The sequence below is a fragment of the Mesorhizobium sp. M0140 genome (genome assembly GCF_040322475.1).
Taxonomy (GTDB): domain Bacteria; phylum Pseudomonadota; class Alphaproteobacteria; order Rhizobiales; family Rhizobiaceae; genus Mesorhizobium.
The window spans coordinates 185,427-206,658 of record NZ_JAMYTM010000009.1 but is presented as its reverse complement, the minus strand read 5'-3'; the positions used below and the strand labels follow the sequence as shown (position 1 = coordinate 206,658).

18 protein-coding genes are annotated in these 21,232 nt (G+C 63.1%); 5 read left to right on the top strand and 13 right to left on the bottom strand.

From position 1 onward, the window contains the following. Positions 1–64: 64 nt before the first annotated feature. The 11 genes from NKJ37_RS12230 to NKJ37_RS12180 all read right to left on the bottom strand — a co-directional run bounded on the left by NKJ37_RS12230 (position 65) and on the right by NKJ37_RS12180 (position 13,879). Complete coding sequence (locus tag NKJ37_RS12230) at positions 65–1,474, bottom strand: hypothetical protein (protein WP_352773892.1); 1,410 nt, start codon at positions 1,472–1,474, stop codon at positions 65–67. Positions 1,475–1,605: 131 nt separating this feature from the next. Then, positions 1,606–3,003, bottom strand: a complete 1,398-nt coding sequence (locus tag NKJ37_RS12225) for an NAD(P)(+) transhydrogenase (Re/Si-specific) subunit beta (protein ID WP_352611587.1) — start codon at positions 3,001–3,003, stop codon at positions 1,606–1,608. 6 nt (positions 3,004–3,009) lie between these two features. Further along, positions 3,010–3,435, bottom strand: a complete 426-nt coding sequence (locus tag NKJ37_RS12220; RefSeq protein ID WP_006339983.1) for a proton-translocating transhydrogenase family protein — start codon at positions 3,433–3,435, stop codon at positions 3,010–3,012. Beyond that, entirely contained in the window at positions 3,435–4,703 is a 1,269-nt protein-coding gene (locus NKJ37_RS12215; protein ID WP_352773891.1) for a Re/Si-specific NAD(P)(+) transhydrogenase subunit alpha, read from the bottom strand. Before NKJ37_RS12215 ends, NKJ37_RS12220 begins: the two co-directional genes overlap by 1 nt. A gap of 85 nt (positions 4,704–4,788) precedes the next feature. Continuing rightward, on the bottom strand, positions 4,789–5,013 hold the full coding sequence (locus NKJ37_RS12210) for an aa3-type cytochrome c oxidase subunit IV (RefSeq protein ID WP_013528204.1): 225 nt from the start codon (positions 5,011–5,013) through the stop codon (positions 4,789–4,791). A 204-nt stretch (positions 5,014–5,217) separates the two neighbouring features. Beyond that, on the bottom strand, positions 5,218–5,367 hold the full coding sequence (locus tag NKJ37_RS12205; RefSeq protein WP_013528205.1) for a DUF3096 domain-containing protein: 150 nt from the start codon (positions 5,365–5,367) through the stop codon (positions 5,218–5,220). A 120-nt stretch (positions 5,368–5,487) separates the two neighbouring features. Beyond that, the gene (locus NKJ37_RS12200; protein WP_013528206.1) at positions 5,488–6,267 is read right to left on the bottom strand and encodes an N-acyl amino acid synthase FeeM domain-containing protein; all 780 of its coding nucleotides are present in this window, start codon (positions 6,265–6,267) and stop codon (positions 5,488–5,490) included. A 301-nt stretch (positions 6,268–6,568) separates the two neighbouring features. Further along, positions 6,569–8,881 carry a putative bifunctional diguanylate cyclase/phosphodiesterase gene (locus tag NKJ37_RS12195; protein WP_023813597.1) on the bottom strand — a complete coding sequence of 771 codons (2,313 nt, stop codon included), beginning with the start codon at positions 8,879–8,881 and terminating at the stop codon, positions 6,569–6,571. Positions 8,882–9,025: 144 nt separating this feature from the next. Beyond that, a complete protein-coding gene (locus NKJ37_RS12190; RefSeq protein ID WP_352773890.1) occupies positions 9,026–12,520 on the bottom strand; it encodes an indolepyruvate ferredoxin oxidoreductase family protein in 3,495 nt (1,164 codons plus the stop codon). Between the two features lie 218 nt (positions 12,521–12,738). Beyond that, on the bottom strand, positions 12,739–13,275 hold the full coding sequence (locus tag NKJ37_RS12185) for a hypothetical protein (protein WP_352773889.1): 537 nt from the start codon (positions 13,273–13,275) through the stop codon (positions 12,739–12,741). Beyond that, on the bottom strand, positions 13,268–13,879 hold the full coding sequence (locus tag NKJ37_RS12180; protein WP_128302790.1) for a CGNR zinc finger domain-containing protein: 612 nt from the start codon (positions 13,877–13,879) through the stop codon (positions 13,268–13,270). Before NKJ37_RS12180 ends, NKJ37_RS12185 begins: the two co-directional genes overlap by 8 nt. A gap of 147 nt (positions 13,880–14,026) precedes the next feature. Between NKJ37_RS12180 and NKJ37_RS12175 the strand changes: the two genes are divergently transcribed. The 4 genes from NKJ37_RS12175 to NKJ37_RS12160 all read left to right on the top strand — a co-directional run bounded on the left by NKJ37_RS12175 (position 14,027) and on the right by NKJ37_RS12160 (position 18,535). Continuing rightward, on the top strand, positions 14,027–14,932 hold the full coding sequence (locus tag NKJ37_RS12175) for a branched-chain amino acid ABC transporter permease (protein ID WP_352722529.1): 906 nt from the start codon (positions 14,027–14,029) through the stop codon (positions 14,930–14,932). 190 nt (positions 14,933–15,122) lie between these two features. Continuing rightward, the gene (locus NKJ37_RS12170; protein WP_127412900.1) at positions 15,123–15,707 is read left to right on the top strand and encodes a TRAP transporter small permease subunit; all 585 of its coding nucleotides are present in this window, start codon (positions 15,123–15,125) and stop codon (positions 15,705–15,707) included. Beyond that, positions 15,707–17,488 (top strand): TRAP transporter large permease, encoded by a 1,782-nt coding sequence (locus NKJ37_RS12165; protein WP_128302891.1) that lies wholly within the window; start codon positions 15,707–15,709, stop codon positions 17,486–17,488. The genes NKJ37_RS12170 and NKJ37_RS12165 overlap by 1 nt, the downstream gene beginning before the upstream one ends. An 18-nt stretch (positions 17,489–17,506) precedes the next feature. Continuing rightward, the gene (locus NKJ37_RS12160) at positions 17,507–18,535 is read left to right on the top strand and encodes a zinc-dependent alcohol dehydrogenase family protein (RefSeq protein ID WP_352673199.1); all 1,029 of its coding nucleotides are present in this window, start codon (positions 17,507–17,509) and stop codon (positions 18,533–18,535) included. Positions 18,536–18,620: 85 nt separating this feature from the next. On the opposite strand, the gene NKJ37_RS12155 is transcribed toward NKJ37_RS12160, so the two are convergent. Continuing rightward, positions 18,621–19,730 (bottom strand): TRAP transporter substrate-binding protein, encoded by a 1,110-nt coding sequence (locus NKJ37_RS12155; RefSeq protein WP_013528215.1) that lies wholly within the window; start codon positions 19,728–19,730, stop codon positions 18,621–18,623. Between the two features lie 263 nt (positions 19,731–19,993). Between NKJ37_RS12155 and NKJ37_RS12150 the strand changes: the two genes are divergently transcribed. Next, positions 19,994–20,767 (top strand): gamma-glutamyl-gamma-aminobutyrate hydrolase family protein, encoded by a 774-nt coding sequence (locus NKJ37_RS12150; protein ID WP_023813605.1) that lies wholly within the window; start codon positions 19,994–19,996, stop codon positions 20,765–20,767. On the opposite strand, the gene NKJ37_RS12145 is transcribed toward NKJ37_RS12150, so the two are convergent. Beyond that, a complete protein-coding gene (locus tag NKJ37_RS12145) occupies positions 20,768–21,172 on the bottom strand; it encodes a hypothetical protein (RefSeq protein ID WP_032909483.1) in 405 nt (134 codons plus the stop codon). Positions 21,173–21,232: the final 60 nt, after the last annotated feature.

Here is a 21,232-nt window from a genome sequence, read left to right as displayed (position 1 = left end):
TGGCCTCCAATCCAGCCAGCATCTTGAATCACAAACATCCGGCTTTGGGAATCCTACGATTCTCTCAAAATAGGAATCGCTCTAGATGCGAGCGCGGCCGATCGCCGACCTCGACACCGGTCGCCGTCAACGACCAGTACAGCGTGTGGGTGAAGACACGGCCGAGGCAACCGCGTAGCTCGACCTGGATGTTCTCCACGCCCGGGCCGAAATTCTCCGCCATCGGCCCGGAGATCGGATCCCCCGTCAGCCAACCGTTGCCGCGGTCGAAGATATTGGTCCAGCGCGTCGCAGCAAACACCGCGCCATGATGCACCGCGCGCTGCGGCTTGCCCGAAGAACGGTTGCGCCCTTCCTGATAAAGCAATGTGCCACCGGCCGCCGCTCCCTCGGCGACCGGCGGACATGCCGAGAACAGACGCTCGGCGATGCCGCGTCTGAATTCGGCGAGATTGTGCGTCACCAGAAATTCGCTGTGGGTCAGCGGGCTGCCAAGCGTGACGAAATCGCTGATCTTCCAAGGCCCATCGTTGTCGTCCTTGGTGCGCAGTTGGCGATAGAGTTCCCACTGATGGCGCCTGAAGCCGGCAAGATCGTCCAGGCTGCCGGGCCATGCCGAGCCGGCGACGAGCGTCGCCTTGTCGATGGCGTGGATCGCCTTCAGTTTCGCCTTGTCGCGGATGGCCTCCAGTTTTCGGGGCCTGAAATCGGCCCACAAGATCTGCAGCAGGTCATAGGCGATCATCGACCCGAGGCTGTGCGAGACCAGCACGATGCGATCGTAGGTATCGTCCATCATCAGACACTTCAGCAGCTTCAGACCACGGCTGCGGATCAGAGCCCGCTTCTCGACGGTTGCAGCTTCAGCGCGCACATAGGCCGCGACATCGCCGAAATAGGGAAGGCCAAAACGATCCACTGACCAGATGACGAACGAGGCCAGGATGGTGACGAGCGCGCCGACGGTCCACGAAATTTGCTGCTGCCAAACCGACGTCGCAAGCGCGAGAGCCGCGACCAGAACGATGATGACGGCCAGAAGCGTGACCAGATAGAGCTTTCGGGCGTCGGGTGGTATGTCGGCGGGCTTGCGCCACAGCAGGTTTGTCACCCAGGCGGCAAGTCGGCCCCGCGTCGTGCCCTGCGTGATGTCGGCCCAGTAGAGCTCGTAGAAATCGGTGCGGCGGCCATCGACATCGTAAGGCGTGGTGATCCGGCGAAGTTCGTATGAATTGGTCCGGCTGTCGGGTGTGATCCAGCTCTGGTTGATCTTCGCGCCGGCGGGGTCGGCCGGATCGGCGACATGGGCATAAAACGGCGCGCGACTGGGGTCATGGCTCCAGACGGCGCTGACAAAGCCGCGCAGCGTATCCATCGGCCGCTGTTCGCCCATGCCATGCACGATCACCACCGCCTGGCCAGGCTTGCGCGGCGGTTTTCCGACGGGCGGCGGTGCGATGATGGGGTCGGGCACCAACGTCTCCGTTGACAACAATCCCGCCAGCGAGACGGGAATTCTTCATCGTAGCCTGGAAATCGCCATCAAGCCAAGAAAAAGCCCGACGCGAGCCGGGCGTTCCTTGGCGTGTCTCAAGTGATCGCCGATCAGTGGTCCATCGCCTTGACGATCTCTTCGGTCATTTTCTTGGCATCGCCGAGCAACATCATGGTGCCGTCCTTGTAGAACAGCGTGTTGTCGATGCCGGCATAGCCGGAGCCGAGCGAGCGCTTGACGAACAGGCAGGTGCGGGCCTTGTCGACATCGAGGATCGGCATGCCGTAGATGGGTGAGGACTTGTCGTCGCGCGCGGACGGGTTGGTGACGTCGTTGGCGCCGATGACATAGGCAACGTCGGCCTGCGCGAACTCGGAGTTGATGTCCTCGAGCTCGAACACTTCGTCGTAGGGCACATTGGCTTCGGCGAGCAGCACGTTCATGTGGCCGGGCATGCGGCCGGCGACCGGGTGAATGGCGTACTTCACGTCGACGCCATTGGCCTTGAGCTTGTCGGCCATTTCGCGCAGCGCGTGCTGCGCCTGGGCAACCGCCATGCCGTAGCCCGGCACGATGATGACTTTCTGGGCGTTCATCATCAGATAGGCGGCGTCGTCGGCCGAGCCCTGCTTGACCGTGCGTTCGATGCCGTCGTCGGCCTGAGCTGCCGTCTCGCCGCCGAAGCCGCCGAGAATGACGGAGATGAAGCTTCGGTTCATGCCCTTGCACATGATGTAGGACAGGATCGCGCCGGATGAGCCGACCAGCGCGCCGGTGATGATCAGCGCCAGATTGCCGAGCGTGAAGCCGAGGGCGGCAGCTGCCCAGCCCGAATAGGAGTTGAGCATCGAGACGACGACCGGCATGTCGGCGCCGCCGATCGGAATGATCAGCAGGATACCGAGCACCAGCGAGGCGGCAACGATCAGCCAGAAGACCAGCTTCGATTCCGTGGTGACCAGCAGCACGATCAGCACGACGAGCGCGATGGCAAGTGCCGCGTTGATGAAGTGGCGTCCGCCGATCATGATCGGCTTGCCCGACATGCGGCCATCGAGCTTGAGGAAGGCGATGACCGAGCCGGTGAAGGTGATAGCGCCGATGGCGACGCCAAGGCTCATCTCGATCAGCGCCTGGGCGTGGATGTCACCATCCGTGCCGATGCCAAAACTTTCCGGCGCATAGATGGCGGCGGCCGCCACCATGACGGCGGCGAGGCCGACCAGCGAGTGGAAGGCGGCGACCAGTTGCGGCATCGAGGTCATGGCGATGCGCCGCGCGGTGACGGCGCCGACGCCGCCGCCAATGGCAAGGCCGAGCACGATGAGGCCGAAGCGGCCCGCTGACGGGGTTGCCAGCGCCAGCGTGGTGGCGATGGCGATGCCCATGCCGATCATGCCATAGAGATTGCCCTGGCGACTGGTGGTCGGATGCGACAGGCCGCGCAGCGCCATGATGAACAGAACGCCGGAGACCAGATAGAGGAAGGACGCGAAGTTGGCGTTCATGGCGCTCTACTTGTCCTTCTTCTTGTACATGGCCAGCATGCGCTGGGTGACGAGGAAGCCGCCGAAGATGTTGACCGAGACCAGCATCAGCGCGACGAAGCCGAAGCCCGCGGCAATGCCGGAGGCGGCGATGCCGACGGCAAGCAGCGCGCCGACTACGATGACCGAGGAGATGGCGTTGGTGACGGCCATCAGCGGCGTGTGCAGTGCGGGGGTCACCGACCAGACGACGTAGTAGCCGACGAAGATCGCCAGGACGAAGATGGCGAAGCGGAAGACGAAGGGATCGATGGCGCCCCCGGAGAGCGCATGCGCAGCATCACCCGCAGCGTCGGCACCACCAGGCGCGGTCGCCATGTTTTGCACCGCCAGCCGGACGGCGGCGGAAGCCTGGTCGAGCTGGTCCAGGGCTTTCTGCAGGGTCTGGTCCATCACGCGATCCCTTTCGGCTTCGACGAGGGCGACTTGGAGGCGGCCGCCTTCTTGGGCGCGGCTTTCTTGGGCGAAGCGTCGGCGACCATGGTCTTGGCCGGGATTGCGGCCGGCTCGACATGGGGCTGCTGGTCGGCCTTTATGAAAGCCGGATGCACGATCTTGCCGCCATCGGTCAGCATCGTCGCCTTGACCAGATCGTCGTCGCGATTGATGGCAAGCGTCTTGGTCGTCTTGTCGACCAGCGTCTCAACGAAGGCAAACAGGTTCCGGGCGTAGAGCAGCGATGCCGACGCCGCGATGCGGCCGGGCATATTGAGATGGCCGACGATTTTCACCCCATTGGCCGTTGTCACCACCTGGCCCGGTACAGCGCCCTCGACATTGCCGCCGCGCTCGACCGCCAGATCGACGAGCACCGAGCCCGGCTTCATCGAGGCGACCATCGCCGCCGACACCAGCTTTGGCGCCGGCCGGCCGGGAATAAGCGCCGTGGTGATGACGATATCCTGCTTGGCGATGTGCTCTGATGTGAGTGCCGCCTGCTTGGCCTGATATTCCTTCGACATTTCCTTGGCGTAGCCGCCGGCCGTTTCCGCAGCCTTGAATTCCTCGTCCTCGACCGCGAGGAACTTGGCGCCGAGCGAGGCGACCTGTTCCTTGGCGGCGGGGCGAACGTCGGTGGCGGTGACGACCGCACCCAGACGCCGCGCGGTGGCGATCGCCTGCAGGCCGGCAACGCCGACGCCCATGATGAAGACCTTCGCCGCCGGCACCGTGCCGGCAGCCGTCATCATCATCGGCAGCGCGCGATCATATTCCGAAGCCCCGTCGATCACCGCCTGATAGCCGGCCAAATTGGCCTGCGAGGACAAGACGTCCATCGACTGCGCGCGGGTGATGCGCGGCATGAATTCCATCGAGAAAGCGGTGACGCCGGCCTTGGCAAAGGCTGCCACGGCGGCATCGTTGCCATAGGGATCCATGATGGCAATGACCGCTGTACCGGGTTTGTAGCTCTTCAGTTCGGCATCGCCGGGCCGACGCACCTTCAGCACGACATCGGCCTTGGCGACATCGGAAGCCTTGCCTATGGCGGCGCCGGCGCTCGCATAGTCGGCATCGAGGATGCGCGAATTCAGACCGGCACCGGCCTCGACGACGACGTCGAAGCCCAACGCCGCCAGCCGTTTCACCGTATCGGGCGAGGCCGCGACGCGCGGCTCGTTGGCATCGAGTTCACGAGGGATGAAAACCGTCTGTCCCACCGCATGATCCTTTCGGCCGGAAGCTATTTCCCGCAAGACGCCGGCCGGCCTCGCGGCGGCGCCATGGACAAGGTGTCGGAAAAATCTATCGGAGGATAAAGGCGCCGACAGCCAGAATCAGCACGAACAGAATGGTCGCCGAGAAGAAGCCGCCCGCGAAGAAGCCGAAGGCCATCGCCAGAAGCAGGGCTCCGCAAAACAGCGAGCCGTACTTGGCCAGCGCGAGGAAGCCCGCATAGGTGCGGTCATGCTCGGCATAGTCCATCTTCGCGCCCAGTTCGACAGGACCGGTCGGCGAGTGATCAGCCATAGGAATACCCCTTCGAAGACATCTTTCAGGCACATAGCGAAAAGCCGGGCCGAGAGCAATGGCGCTATTGCCGCACAACAACCGACAACTGCCTCAAAGAAAGGTTGAAGCCGGCTGCCGACGCGCGACGGAGTCCAATCGCTGGATCCGGTGCTTGATGCGGAAAGATGCTCCGAAAGCGGACGCCTGCGTGCAGCCGGCGCCTCAGCCGGCTAGATGCGGAAATAGCCCGAGCAACCCGACGACGATCAGATAAAGCGCGACGATGTAGTTCAACAGCCTTGGCATGACCAGGATCAGCACGCCGGCGATCAGCGAGATGAGCGGGGTGAGCGCAAGTGTGGAAATGGTCATGACGGGTTCCCTCAAAAACTTCAGAATCGACCCGGAGCGCTGCTCGTGGCCGCACCCAGAACGCCGAAGTCGCCAAAAGGCTCCCTGTCGGCCCTGCAAAATCGTGTGAATCCTGCCGTATCAGGCGGCTTCGTGATAGTACTTTGCCGTGGGCAGGATGGTCAGCGGCGCGAGTTCTCCGACATGCGGCGTATCGAACAGCATGCGCTGTTCCATTGGCGTCGAGCGGAAGAACGGGAACCGTGAGAAGGACCGCTCGCGGATGGCGTTGACGTCGGCGCGGTAGAGCACGACCTTGTTGAAAACGCCCGGATAGGCGCGCGACTCGCTGATCTTCTCCGAGTAGTAGATACGCTTGTAGAAGCCGGCGTGATCCTCACGAATGGTCGACAGGCAGTAGGGCGCGTTGAAATGGAAGCACGCCATGCCGGCCAGCCGCAGGGTCAGGTAAGGAATCTGCGGGTAGACGCGCGACCATTCGGGATCGGACGCAAAACGGCTGGGGCAGATGAAGCTCAGCCCGTCACGAAGCATCGGCATGACGATGTCGCCAAAGGCCTTGGTGGAAGGCGACATCGGCGTTGCCAAGGTGACGTGATGGATACGCAGCGTGCTGACGAGTTCCTGGTCGATATAGACCCCGAAGCGGTAGACATTCGGTGCCTCGTCGAGCTCATCGTGAATGGTATGGTTTTCGTTGTCGGGAACCATATCGTTCGAGCGATATGACTTGTAGCGCAGGCGGTAGATGTCCTCGAGATCTTCGCCCTTGTCGCAGCGGCGGTACTCTGTCCGCTCAAGCATCGCCGAGACGTTGCGGGCGAAGCTGGACATGGTGTCGGCGGCGTCCTTGCCGTCCTCGCCCGTCACGGGACGAAGCGAACTCAACTGCACAATCATCAACTCAATCCCCGTACGTTGCCGCCGCGATCCGACACTACGACAGGGTCCTGGGATGTAAAAGATGAAAATGGGAAGCAGCCCGTTTACCAGTCGTTAAGGTTAACGATTGCTAAAATAAGACTAAAATAGTGCTTTTCTTGATTTTCTGCGTCGCGACGGGGAAAGAGCATATCTCGGACATGACGGGAAGCGGCGGAAATTTTGGCATGGCCCGCGACGTGCAGGGAAACCTCGAGCCTCTTGAAGGAAACAGGGATGGGCTCTCGGTGCCTGGGCACCATGCGCCATACGCCGCAAATCAGCGACGTACCGCCTTTTTGGCGGTCCTGATATCCTTGGCGAAGGGCCATACGGTGTTCGACATCGTCTCGATGCCGGAAGCGCTGAGCGCCGAACCGAACAGGAACCCCTGGACAAGATCAGGCTTGACCTGCAGCGCCAGGATCTTGAGCTGCTCGAAGGTCTCGACCCCTTCGACGGTCACCGAAAGCCCCAGCGGCCGCGACAGGTTGACGATGCCCTTGAGCAGCTCGAGCGAACGGGGATTCTGGGTAACGTCCATCAGGAACGAGCGGTCGATCTTGATCTTGTCGAGCGGCAGCTTGTGCAGGTAGCTCAGGCTCGAATAGCCGGTGCCGAAATCGTCGAGCGCGATGCGCACGCCAAGTTGCTTCAGCTCCTCGATATACTGGCGCGTCAGCGACTTGTCGTCGAGCAGCGCCGTTTCGGTGACCTCGATCTCGAGCCGGGAGGCGGCGAGGCCGGTGCCGGCCAACGCATCGCGAACCTTCTGGATGACATCGCGGCTGCGGAAATCCTTGGCGGAGAGATTGACCGAGACGCTGGTCTGGTCGGGCCATTTGGCGCATTCGGCGCAGGCTGCCTGCAGCACGAAGGTGCTGATCTCGGAAATGATGCCCATTTCCTCGGCCAGTGGAATGAAGATGCTGGGCGAGATCGGCCCGAGATCGGGATGATCCCACCGGCACAGCGCCTCGCAGCTGGCGATGCGCATGGTGCTCATCGCCACGATCGGCTGATAGACCACCCGCAGGCTCTTGCTTTCCACGGCTGTGCGCAGATCCGCCTTCATCAGCTGACGGTTACGGAAAGCGGCATCCATCGAGGCTTCGAACAGCCGCCAGCTGTTCTTGCCGAGCTCCTTGGCCTTGTAGAGCGCCAGGTCCGCCTTGACGATCATGGCGTCGACATCGGTATCCTTGACCCGCGACAGTACCGCGCCGCCGCTGGCCTGGATGCGCAGCCCGTGACCGGCAACGTCGACTTCCCCTTGCAGGCCGGCGAAAATCTCGTCGAGCTGGCTGGTCAGATGGCTCTCATCCTCGACGCGGTCGAAGAAGATCATGAACTCGTCGCCACCGAAACGGCTGACCGTGATATCTTGCCTGGCAATGGCGGCAAGCCGCTCGGCAACGGCATAGATCAAGCCGTCGCCGATAGGATGGCCAAGCGTGTCGTTGACGCTCTTGAAATCGTCGAGGTCGAGCACCGCCAGGCCGCAGAGACGATCGCGATCGCCTGATACCATGGCCTCGCCGACCAGTTCATGGAAATAGGCGCGGTTGGGCAGGCCGGTGAGGTTGTCGTAACGTGCCATGAAGCGTATCTTGTCTTCCGCCTCGACACGGGCGGTGACGTCCTCGAAGGTGATGACGCCCAGTTCCTGGCTGCCTTCGCGAGCCGAGAACTCATAATGCTGGCCGTTGGCGAGGGAAACCAGCACCTTGCGGTCGCGGCCCTCGCGCAGGGCACGCGTCAGCTGCGCCTCGATGTAGCGGCAATCCTTGGGCGCCAGCATGCCGCCGGCGACACCGCGCATCAACAGACCATGGATCGACCGGCCGAGCAGCGCATCGGGCGACTTGAGCGACATCAGATGCGCGGCCTCGGCATTGGCCACCGCGACGCGGCCGTCCGGGCCGAGCATGACAAGGCCGTGCGACATGGTGTTGAGCGCCCGGTTGAAGCGCTGGGCGATGCGGTTGGCCTTCTTTTCTTCCGAGACGGCCGCAAAAAGCACATCGCGTACGGTGTTGGCGAATTTCCGGATGGCGAACAGGAACGGCGCCGACAGGAGCCCGAGGAGGACATGGTAGATGTCGCCGCGCAGCAGGAAGCCCAGCGAGATCGGCCAGGTCAAGGCAATGGTCAGGATGGTGACCATGCGTGGCGAGCCGTAGTTGCGGCCGGCGATGGAGGTCGCCGTCGCCAGCGTCAGGCAAACGGAGGCGATTTCGGCGAAACCGTCGCGCGCGAAATAGATGCCGAGCAGGCAGAAGGCGCCAAGCGTCAAGCCATGCAGGGAGCCATAGAGAATGTAGTCATTCTCACGCTTGTGCGCTTCTTCCCAGGTCGTCGGCGAAGGCATGCTGTTGTATTTTCGAAAGTTTCTCATGCGGAACACACCGACGAGAACCATCGAGATCGCGACCAGCAAATACCGCGGATCGCCGTTCTTCCACCAGACAAGGCCGATCAGGAAAGTCTGCGCGAGAATGCCGATCGAAAGCGTCAGCCCGTCGCGAAACAAGGTTTCCACGAACGGAATGTAGACGTCGACCGGAATCTCGTTCTTTTTTCTCAGATTCAACGCCTGAATCCCAACCCTGGGGAGCCAAGCAGTGCCACATCCGCCTTAAGAAAGATTTAGAGAGACCCCCGCGCTCCTGCCGTCAAGCCGAGTGACGTAACGGAAAGCAAGGAAACTGTCGTTCAGGTAAACAAGGCGTATCGATCATTCGGCGGCCTGAAGTTCGGGCCGCGCCGGCGTACTCGACAGGCGTTCGAGCAGCCTTTGGCGTTCGCTCGAAGCCTTGTCGGCGCTGGCTCGACGGACGTGGCCGTAGCCGCGAATGAGGGCAGGCACCGAAGCCAATGCAGCCGCCGCATCGACCCTGGCCGGGGCCAGCGATCCGGCGATGAGCTCCAGATCCGCCTCGTACCGCGCCAGTAGCTGCCGCTCCATGCGCCGTTCGGCGGTGTAGCCGAACAGGTCGAAGGCGGTGCCGCGCAGGCCCTTCATCGCCGCCAGAACCCGAAAGCCCTTCATCATCCACGGACCGAAGCTTGATTTCCTCGGGCTGCCGTCATTGCCACGACGGCCCATGATCGGCGGAGCGAGGTGGAATTCGAGCTTTTCATAGCTCTGGAACTGTTTTCCAAGTTCGGCGACGAAAGAGCCGTCCGTGTAAAGACGCGCCACCTCGTATTCGTCCTTGATCGCCATCAGCTTGAACAGGTTCCTGGCGGCTGCCTGCGCCACCGCAGTCGAACCCGGCACGGCCTTCGCTTCGGCGGCGCGCAAAACGGCCAGCTTTTCGGCATAACGCTTGCCGTAGGCCGTATTCTGATAGGCGGTTAGGAAGGCGACGCGGCGGGCAATGATGTCGTCCAGCGTCTCGGCGATATCCGTGGCCTGGTCGGCCTTTCCAGCCACGGCCGGACCCGGCTGGGCAACGAGCCGGCGCACGAAATCCGGCTGATAGGCAGCACGACGTCCCCAGCGGAAAGCGGCGATGTTCATCGCCACGGCTTCGCCGTTGAGCTCGATCGCCTTTTCGACGGCCTCGGCCGACAATGGCAGGCCGCCGTGCTGGAAGGCAAAGCCGAGCATGAACATGTTGGCGCCGAGCGAATTGCCGAAAAGTGCCGTGGCGGTGCGGGTGGCGTCGAAGAAATGCGCCTTGTCGTCGCCCGCTGCCGCGCGGATCGCCTTTTTCAGCCGCTCTGTCGGCAACGAAAAATCGGCCGAGCGGGCGAATTCGCCGGGCATGATCTCGGCGGTGTTGGCGACGAAGATGGTGTGGCCCTCGCGCACAGCGGTCAGCACCTTCTTGGCGCCCGACACGACGAGATCGCAGCCAAGCACCAGATCGGCCTTGCCGGCCGAAACGCGGATGGCATGGATGTCGTCCGGGGTGCGGGCGATGCGGACATGCGTGAACACCGAGCCACCCTTCTGGGCGAGGCCGGCCATGTCGATCATGCCGCAGCCCTTGTCCTCGAGATGCGCCGCCATGCCAAGCACCGCACCGACGGTGACGACGCCGGTGCCGCCGACGCCATCGATGATCGCCGCCCAGCCCTGCTCGCCAAGCGGGAATTGCGCCGGCACGGGCACGCCTTCCAGCGGATCGGCCTTGCCGGCAAGGCCCTCGGCCTTGCGGATCTTAGCGCCGTGCACGGTGACGAAGGACGGGCAGAAGCCGTTGACGCAGGAGAAATCCTTGTTGCAGCTCGACTGGTCGATCTTGCGCTTGCGGCCAAATTCGGTCTCGACCGGCTGGATCGAGACGCAGTTCGACTGCACGCCGCAATCGCCGCAGCCTTCGCAGACCAGTTCGTTGATGAAGACCCGCTTGTCGGGATCGGGGAAGGTGCCGCGCTTGCGGCGACGGCGCTTTTCGGCGGCGCAGGTCTGGTCGTAGAGCAGCACCGAAACGCCCTTGACCTCGCGCAGCTCGCGCTGGACGAGATCGAGGTCGTCGCGGTGATGGATGGTGGCGCCGGCCGGGAATTCGGCCTTGCCGGCATATTTGCCGGGCTCATCGGTGACGATGGCGATGCGGTCGACGCCTTCGGCGCGCACCTGCCTGGCGATCATGTCGACGGTCAGGCCGCCTTCGTGCGGCTGGCCGCCGGTCATGGCGACGGCGTCGTTGTAGAGGATCTTGTAGGTGATGTTGGCGTCGCTCGACAGCGCGAAGCGGATCGCCAGCGTACCGGAATGGTTGTAGGTGCCGTCGCCAAGATTCTGGAAGATGTGCTCGCGCTTGGAGAACGGCGCCTGGCCGACCCATTGCGCGCCCTCGCCGCCCATGGCCGTGAAGCCGACGGTGTTGCGGTCCATCCACAGCGCCATGAAGTGACAACCGATGCCGGCCGCGGCGATAGAGCCGTCCGGCACCTTGGTGGACGAATTGTGCGGGCAACCGGAGCAAAAGAACGGCGTGCGCGAGCCGATGTCGGTGGCCTCGGTGAGCATTGCCTGGAACTGGCGCAGTTTTGCCACCCGCGCCGAAATCTCTTCGGACGGGCCGATGGTCCTGACGATCCTCTCGCCAAGCGCGATGGCGATCTCGTTGGGATCGAGCGCGCCCTTGGCCGGAAACAGCCAGTCGCCGCGCTCGTCCTTCTTGCCGATAATGACTGGTTGGGTGGCAGTGCCATAAAGGCTTTCGCGCAACTGCACCTCGATCAGCGAGCGCTTCTCCTCGACGACGACAATGGTGTCGAGGCCTTGGGCGAAATCGGCGATGTGATGCAGGTCGAGCGGCCAGGGGCAGCCTACCTTGAACAGCCGCACCCCGATGCGGTTGGCGGCCGCCTCGTCGATGCCGATGTCGTCCAGCGCCTGGCGGACATCGAGGTAGCTCTTGCCGAGCGTGATGATGCCGATCTTCGGGTTGCGGCCGCCCGAATAGACGATGCGGTTCAGCCCGTTGGCAAGGATGAAGGCGGAGGCCGCGGCGCGCTTGTGCTCATGCAGCCGCTCCTCCTGGCCGAGCATGTCGATCTCGTGGCGGATGTTGAGACCGCCAGGCGGCATGTCGAAGTCCGGCACCACAATGTTCAGCCGCTCGAGCGCGGCATCGACCGAGGCGGTCGATTCGATGTTGTCCTTGACGCATTTGATCGCCGCCCACGTGCCGGCAAAGCGCGACATGGCGAAGCCGTAGAGCCCGTAGTCGATGATCTCCTGGACGCCGGCCGGGTTGAGGATCGGCACCATCGTGTCGACGAACAGGAATTCGGTGGCGTGCGCATTGGTCGAGGATTCGGCCATATGGTCGTCGCCCATCAGAGCGAGCACGCCGCCATGCTTCGACGAGCCGGCGAGATTGGCATGGCGGAACACGTCGCCTGAGCGGTCAACGCCCGGCCCCTTGCCGTACCAGACCGAAAAGACACCGTCATGGGTGCCCTCGCCCAGCAGTTCCGTCTGCTGCGCGCCCCAGCAAGCGGTGGCGGCAAGCTCCTCGTTGAGACCCGGCTGGAAGACGATGTCAGCCTGGGCGAGCTGTTTCTTCGCCTTCCACAGCTGCATGTCGAGGCCGCCGAGCGGCGAACCGCGATAGCCGGAGACGAAGCCGGCCGTGTTCAAGCCGGCGCGGCGATCGCGCTCGCGCTGCATCAGCAGCATGCGGATGACCGCCTGCGCGCCGGACAGGAAGATGCGCTCCTTTGCGAGATCGAACTTGTCGTCGAGCGCGACGTCGTGCAGCGTCATCAGGCATTTCCTCTGCGGAGGCCACGCGGGGCAGGCAGCCAACGTCGGGGTCGGATGACGCATCCTTTCTCCCCTTGCAAGGCAGGTCAAACAAAATCGCAGATGCCAGGCAACGCGCAACGAACAGTCCGCGGCCATCCTGAATAGGGTATGAAACGATCCGCGGACATTGCCCGGCGCACGAAAATTTCAGCTGCGGCCCGGATGGCCGCGACGCGTCAGCTGCCCTTCGAGCAATCCGGCTTCGGTTCGCCCGGCAGCTTGCCGTCGGGATGGCCGACGAGATCGGGATTGGCGGTGTAGAGCTGATCGATGACCAGCGGCCGGTCGGGCAGAATCGACTGGTCTTCCGTCGACATCAGCGTGGTATCGATCTTCTGCAGGACCGCGCCGTCGGCGCCCTTGATGCTGATGGCAATCGCATAGGGCTTGTTCTTGACGACGCAGGTCAGTGCCGGGCTCTCCAGCGTCACCTTGTCGAGCTTCGGCCAGACCTTCTGCTCGACCACCAGAGGCACGCCGCCGGCGGGATCCTGGAAGCTGGCGACCGCGACCTGGCCCTCTCCCATCGGCTTCAGCGGCCGCAGCGTCACGACATAAGTCGCCCTTGCGAGGCGGTAGTTGAAGACGAATATCTTGCCGGAAATCTCGAACAGCTTCCCTTCGTCATTGCCGGTATCGCGGCAGGCGCCGAGCGCAACGGCCGCGATGAGTGCCGCGCCGACAAGGATCGAATGGGAAAGGCCGCTACGCATTCTTGACCTCATTTTCCGCCATGCGACGGCGACGATAGTGACGGCTTGCCTTCTGCCTGTTGCCGCACACCGCCATGTCGCACCAAAGGCGGCTGGAATTGCGGCTTCTGTCGACGAACAGCCAGGTGCAGTTGGGACAGATCCTGAGCCTCGCGACGGTGTCGTCGCGCAGAAGGGACAGCGCCGAAACCGCCAGTGCCGCCTCGAAGGCGATCGGAGTCAGGGGATCACCGAAGGGCCTCCCCGGCGCACCGATCTCGGTCCGGCTGCCGGCAAGGCCATCGCCGCAGGCTCTCAGGAATCCGGGCAGATCAGTGGTGGCAACCGCGCCCTTCGACGCCGCATCACGAAACAGCCGGTCCGTCGCCTCGCGGATCGACAGCACGACGGGCGCGATCGCCACCGCCGAGGATACCGCCAGCGGCCTTTCGCCAAGTTCGGCGGCGCGAAAGCGGCTCGCCGCATCGGCGAAGCGGGCAATCTCGGCCGGGTCGTCGAAGCGATCGAACGTCCGCTCCGGATCGCCGCGCAGCACGACGGTGTTCGCCGTGTCGAGCGCAAGCAAGCCGCCGGTGAAGCGGTGCGGGGTCCAGGATACCGTCATGCCTAGAATCTAACCGATAAATCGCGTTTGACAAGTTAGATTCAACGATGCAACCTCACTCCGGGATGCGGCGGTCTCCGCAGCCTTTTGAGCATGTCGTTGGCCAAGACCGCTTCGCACTTTTGGCGGCATGCTTCGAGGTTTTGCATGCTCTATTTCTTCCAGCAGGTGTTGAACGGGCTGCACTCGGGCGCGCTCTATGCGCTGCTCGCCTTTGGCTATGTGCTGACCAACGGCATCCTGCACCGCACCAATCTCGCCTATGGCGCGTTGTTCGCCTTTTGCGGCCAGACGATGATCCTGACCGCGGCCTTCGGCTATCAGGTTTTGTGGCTGACGCTGCTGGCGTCGGTGGCGCTCGGCGTCGTCGCTGCGTTCCTCTATGCCGCGCTGATCAGCCACGTGCTGTCGCGCAGTGTCTTCGAACCTTTGGCCAACCGCACGCCCAATGCAATCGTGGTGACGACACTCGGCATCCTGCTGCTGCTGTCCGAAGCGAGCCGCATCGCCGCCGACACGCATGATCTGTGGCTCCCGCCGATGCTGGCGCAGCCCATCGTTTTCGCGCAGGGCGCGACCTTCAAGGCGACGCTGACGCTCATCCAGCTCATCGACTGCGCCGTGGTGGTGGCGGCAATCGCGCTGGCCAGCCGGGCTTTTGCCCGGTCGAGCTTCGGACGGCGCTGGCGCGCCGTCTCCGACGACCCCAAGGCAGCCGCGATGTGCGGCGTCGACGTGCGCGCGGTGTTTCGGCACGCGGTGCTGTTCGGCGGCTTCTGCGCCGCGCTGGCCGGTGTCATGGCCGGGCTCTATTACGGCAATGTCAGCTTCGGCTCGGGCCTCGTCTACGGGTTGAAGATCCTGTTCGTGACGGCGGTCGGCGGCTATCTCTCGCCACCGCGCGCAGCACTCGGCGCGGCCGCCTTCGGTATGGCCGAATCGCTGTGGGCCGGCTATTTCCCGGTCGAGTGGCGCGACGCGTGGATGTATCTGTTCCTGGTCACGACGCTGATCCTGATCGGCGCCGGCCGCGACACCGGCAAAATCGCCTGAAAAGGTCAGACTTTGGTTGCATGACGCGAGGGCAGATCGCCGGTATCGGGCACTGTCTGCCATGCGATGATATTTGCTGCCTCTATGCTTGTTGACCCGTCAGTCCACGCGCGGCATACCGTTGGACCACGCGGCGTGACGGACAAAAAAGGGGGGAGCCGGCACGCCTCCGGTACAAGGGAGGAAATGCATGGCAGGGCTTCTTGCTCTATCCAGGACTATTGATCGCGCCAACGAATTCATCGGCAAATGGATATCGTGGCTGATCCTGCTGGCGATCCTGGTGAGCGCCGCCAACGCCATTATCCGCAAGGTGTTCGACATATCCTCGAACGCCTGGCTCGAGCTGCAATGGTACCTGTTCGGCGCCGCCTTCATGTTAGCCGCCGCCTATACGCTGAAGCAGAACGAACATATCCGCATCGACATCGTCTACGGCCTGTTTTCACGCCGCGTACAGCACTGGATCGACCTGCTCGGGCATCTCTTCTTCCTGATGCCGTTCGTGACGCTGATGGTGATCTATTTCGTGCCCTATGTGTCGCTGTCGTTTCGCAGCGGCGAGATGTCCAACAATTCCGGCGGGCTGATCATCTGGCCGGCCAAGGCCATCCTGCTCATCGGTTTTTTCCTGCTCGCGCTGCAGGGCATCTCCGAAATCATCAAGAAGATCGCCATCATGCGCGGAGACATGGACGACCCCAATCCCTTCATATCGGTGCATGAGCAGGCCGAACTCGAAGCCAAGGCGCTGGCCGACGAGGTGCGCTCGTGATGGAGTTCATCGCGCAGAACATGGCGCCGATCATGTTCGCCTCGCTGATCATCTTCCTGCTGATCGGCTACCCCGTCGCCTTTTCGCTGGCCGCCAACGGCTTGATGTTCTTCTTCATCGGCGTGCTGCTATCCCCCTATTCCGGAGGATCGATCAACCTCGCCTGGCCGCTCCTGCACGCATTGCCGGATAATTTCTACGGCAGCCGGGTGATGTCGAACGACACGCTGCTGGCCATCCCGTTCTTTACCTTCATGGGCATCGTGCTCGAGCGGTCGGGTATGGCCGAAGACCTGCTCGACACGATCGGCCAGCTGTTCGGGCCCATCCGTGGCGGCCTCGCCTATGCGGTGATCTTCGTCGGCGCGCTTCTGGCGGCGACCACCGGCGTGGTGGCGGCTTCCGTCATCGCCATGGGCTTGATCTCGCTGCCGATCATGCTGCGCTATGGCTATGACCGCCGGCTCGCATCCGGTGTCATCGCCGCCTCCGGCACGCTTGCCCAGATCATCCCGCCGTCGCTGGTGCTGATCGTGCTTGCCGACCAGCTCGGCCGCTCGGTCGGCGATATGTACGCGGGCGCGTTGATCCCGGGCCTCGTGCTCACCGGCCTCTATATGTCCTACATCCTGATCATGTCGATCATCCGGCCGAACTCGATGCCGGCGCTGCCGCTCGAGGCTCGTACACTCGGCCATGGCGTGATGTCGCTGCTGGTGGCTTTGCTGGTCACATCAGCGGTTTCCTACGCGGCGTATCGTTATCTGGCGCCGGCGCATGGCGACAATGCCGACATTCTCGGCGCGACGGCCGGAGTGCTGTTCATCTACATCGTCGCCATTGCCGACAAACGCCTGAACTTCAACATGATGTCCAGGCTCGCGCAGCAGGTGATCATCGTGCTGATCCCGCCACTGGCGCTGATCTTTCTGGTGCTGGGCACCATCTTCCTGGGCATCGCCACGCCGACGGAAGGCGGCGCCATGGGCTCGGTCGGCGCCTTGTTCATGGCGGCGGCCAAGGGGCGCTTGTCGCTTGACGTCGTCAAGCAGGCGCTGGCCTCGACGACAAGGCTGTCGTCCTTCGTGCTGTTCATCCTGATCGGCGCACGGGTGTTCTCACTGACCTTTTACGGCGTCAACGGCCATATCTGGGTCGAGCACCTTTTGACGTCGCTGCCGGGCGGCGAGGTCGGCTTCCTGATCGGCGTCAACATGCTCGTCTTCTTCCTCGCCTTCTTCCTCGACTTCTTCGAATTGGCGTTCATCATCGTACCACTGCTGGCGCCCGCCGCCGACAAGCTCGGCATCGACCTGATCTGGTTCGGCGTGCTCCTGGGCGTCAACATGCAGACCAGCTTCATGCACCCGCCCTTCGGCTTCGCGCTGTTCTACCTGCGTTCGGTGGCCGCGCGCGTGCCCTATCTCGATCGTCTCACCGGCAAACAAATCGCGCCGGTGACCACCGGACAGATCTATTGGGGCGCGGTGCCCTTTGTCTGCATCCAGGTGATCATGATCGGCTTGACCATCGCCTTCCCGCAAATGGTGATGCACTACAAGGGAACGACCGTCGATCCGGGCACCATCGACTACAAGGTACCGGAGGTGCCCGGCCTGTCGCCGCTCGGCACGCCGCCGGCGGATGGAGCGGCGCCCGCTGGTGGCGGCACGGCGCCGGCAGCTCCCGACCTTTCGCAACCGCCCAGTTTCGGCGATCCGACACCGGCAAAGCCGGCAGCGCCACAGCCTGACCTGTCGCAACCGCCAAGCTTCAACTGAACCGGCATGGTCAAAACCATGAAAGCGGTGCGGCTGGAAGCAGTGGGCGGCATCACGCTGCGCGACGTCGACATGCCTGACATCGGTGCGGATGAGCTACTGGTGCGCATCGAAGCCTGCGGCGTCTGCGGCACGGATCGGCATCTGTTTCACGGCGAGTTTCCGTGCACGCCGCCGGTGACGCCCGGCCATGAATTCTCCGGCATCGTCGAGGCGGTCGGAAAATCCGTCTCCGGCTTTGCCGTCGGCGACCGCGTCACCGGCGATCCCAACATCGCCTGCGGGCGTTGCGTGCATTGTCATGCCGGGCGGGTCAACCTCTGCAGCAATCTGCGCGCCATCGGCATTCATCGCGACGGCGGCTTTGCCGAATATCTTGCCTTGCCGCAGAAGCAGGCTTTCGTCCTGCCTGCGGGCCTCGATCCCATGCACGGTGCCTTCTGCGAGCCGCTCGGCTGTTGCCTGCATGGCGTCGACCTTGCCGGGATCAAACCGGGCAGCTCGGTGGTCGTGCTTGGCGGCGGCGTGATCGGCCTGCTCACCGTGCAGCTGGCAAGATTGGCGGGAGCCACGACCATCATTCTGTCGACCAGGCAAGCTTCGCGGCGCGCGCTCGCCAGGGATTTCGGCGCGACAGCGACGGTCGATCCGACTGCCGCCGATGTCGTCGACGCCATCGCCGGGCCAGCCGGCCTGGCGCCGGGCGGAGCCGACGTGGTGTTCGAATGCGCGGGCGTGCGAGAGACCGTCGAGCAGTCGATGCGGCTGGCCCGCGCCGGTGGCACGGTCGTCATCGTCGGCGTGACGCCGCAAGGCGTGAAAGCTGAATTCGAGCCGTTCGACCTGCTGTTCCGGGAACTGAAGGTGCTCGGTTCCTTCCTCAATCCCTACACCCATCGCCGCGCCGCCGAACTCATCGCTTCCGGTGCGATAGAGATCGACAGGCTGATCTCCAGGCAGGTGTCGCTTGAAGAAGCGCCAGCGGTGATCGCCAATCCGCCGGCCCCCGGCGAGGTCAAGGTTCTGGTGGTCCCGCGCCGAGGCTGAACCGCCGGCTTCGCCTCCCGGGATATACAGAAAAGCTCCCTGAGCAGGTTCCGCCCAGAGAGCTTTTGAGCAGAAGTCCGGCCGACTACAGCTTGCCGTTGCGCTGCTGGACCATCATGAAGGTGTCGTAATTGTATTCGGCCACCTGCGCCCAGAGATAGTGCTCCTTGCGGAAGCCCTTGATCGATTCCCAGATCTTCTTGAACGGGGCGTTGGAGGCTTCCATTTCGGTATAGACCTCGTTGGCCTTTTCGAAACAGGCAGCCATGATCTCCTGGCTGAACGGGCGCAGTTTCGCGCCGCCGGCCACCAGTCGCTTCACCGCCGCAGGGTTCAGATAATCGTATTTCTGCAGCATGTTGGCGTCGGCCGCCTGCGCGGCAGTGTGCAGCAGCGACTTGTACGTCGGCGAAAGTTCTTCGTACTTCGCCTTGTTGAACATCAGGTGGACGGTCGGGCCGCCCTCCCACCAGCCGGGATAATAATAATAGGGCGCGACCTTGTAGAAGCCGAGCTTCTCGTCATCATAGGGACCAACCCATTCGGCCGCGTCGATGGTGCCTTTCTCCAGCGCGGGATAGATATCACCGCCGGCGATCTGCTGCGGCACGACGCCGAGTTTCTGCACCACCTTGCCGGCAAAACCGCCGATTCGCATCTTGAGGCCGGAAAGGTCGGCCACCGTGTTGATTTCCTTGCGGAACCAGCCACCCATCTGGACGCCGGTGTTGCCGCCCGGCAGGCCGAAAAGGCCCTGCGTGGCGAGAAACTCGTTGAACAGGTCGATGCCGCCGCCATGGTAATGCCAGGCATTCATGCCGCGTGCGTTGAGCGAAAAGGGAACCGCCGCACCGAGCGCCCATGTCGGGTCCTTGCCCCAGTAATAATATGCCACCGTATGGCAGGCCTCGACCGTGCCGGCGGTGGTGGCGTCGGCGGCCTGCAGGCCAGGCACCAGCTCGCCGGCAGCAAAAACCTGGATCTGGAAATTGCCGTCGGTGGCTTCCGACAGCATCTTCGAGAACACCTCGGCGCCGCCATAGATGGTATCGAGCGACTTCGGGAAGGACGATGCCAGCCGCCATGTCACCTTGGGATTGGACTGGGCGATGGCAGGCGCCGCCAGCGTGGCCGCCGCCGCCGCGGCACCGACGCCGGTGACACCGGCCTTGCGAATGAATGAACGACGATCCATGAACTTCCTCCCTTTTGGATCAACAGGCCGACGTCAGGAAATCCTCGGTTTCCCTGTCGGTTCGTTCGAGACAATACACGGGCAAGAAGTCGAGTCCAGCAGGCCGACCCGATTTGACGGCGAAGCCCAGCTACCCTGCAACTATAGTCTAACAGGCCATTTCGTGGCCCATGCGACACGTTGAAACTTGGCATGGAAAAATGCCCGGCGATGGCCTATTTTGCAGGCAGGACATCCTTGCCCAGATGGAACATAGAGCCAAAATGCACCAGCCGCTCGTCGCCATATCGACCGACGTCCGTCAGTTCGACAACTACACCTGGCATGCAGCCCCACAACAATATCTGGAAGCGGCGATCACCGGCGCCGGCGTGTTTCCGGTGCTGGTGCCATCGTTCGGCGACCGGCTCGATTTCGACGAACTTCTGTCGTCGGTCGACGGCGTCATGGTCACCGGCTCGAAATCCAATGTGCACCCCTCGCTTTATGGCGGCGACGCCAGCGAAGCCAATGGCCCCTATGATCCGGCGCGCGACGCCACGACGCTGCCGCTCATCCGGCGGGCGATCGAACGCGGCGTGCCGCTGCTCGCCATCTGCCGCGGCATCCAGGAATTGAACGTGGCGCTGGGCGGCACGCTCGGCACCGAGATCCAGGAGCGCGAGGGTTCGCTCGACCACCGCGCACCGGTGAGCGACAAGCAGGACGAACGCTTCGCCATCCACCAGACCATTTCTATCAAACCCGACAGTTGCCTGGCCGGTGTGTTCGGTGCCGGCGACATCAAGGTCAATTCGTTGCACCGCCAGGCGATCGACCGGCTCGGCTCGAAGCTGCAGATAGAGGCCGTCGCCAGCGACGGCACAGTCGAGGCGGTTTCGGTGCGCGACGCCCGCGCCTTCGCCGTCGGCGTGCAATGGCATCCGGAATACTGGGTCAAGTCGGACAGCAATTCGGTGAAGATATTCCGTGCCTTCGGCGATGCGGTTCGGCTGCACGCCGCAGCGAAGGCTGGCGCACGGGCCGCAGCGGAATAATCAGTCGCCAGATTTCTTATCGCCTATGGCCGCCAGCGACAGCAGCGGCAGCGCCGGGGCATAGGATTCGTAGCCGTCGCCGTCGGCAGTCGCGAAGGTGACGATCGGATCGACGCCGTTGGCGCTGAAGGCGACCGTGCCGTCGTTTTGCTCGCGCCAGAACTTCGCCTGCTCTATGCCCGGCAAGAGCCGGCGGCATTTCGGAGCAACGGTGAGCAGCGACAAACCGTCCGAAATTTCAGCCCCGCGGCTGACTGCACAGACCGCCTCATCGCCATTGGCGACCAGCCTGTAGCTGTTGGACAGGGCGGCCTCGTTGGCCACGCTTTCCACGCTGCCGCCATGAAACAGCTGAATGCCACCAAACAGCGCTGCGGCAGCGATCAATGCGGAAAGTGCTTTCATCATTCTTCATCCACGTACACGGATAGGTTGAAGAATGATTCCAAAGGGTTAAGCTGACGT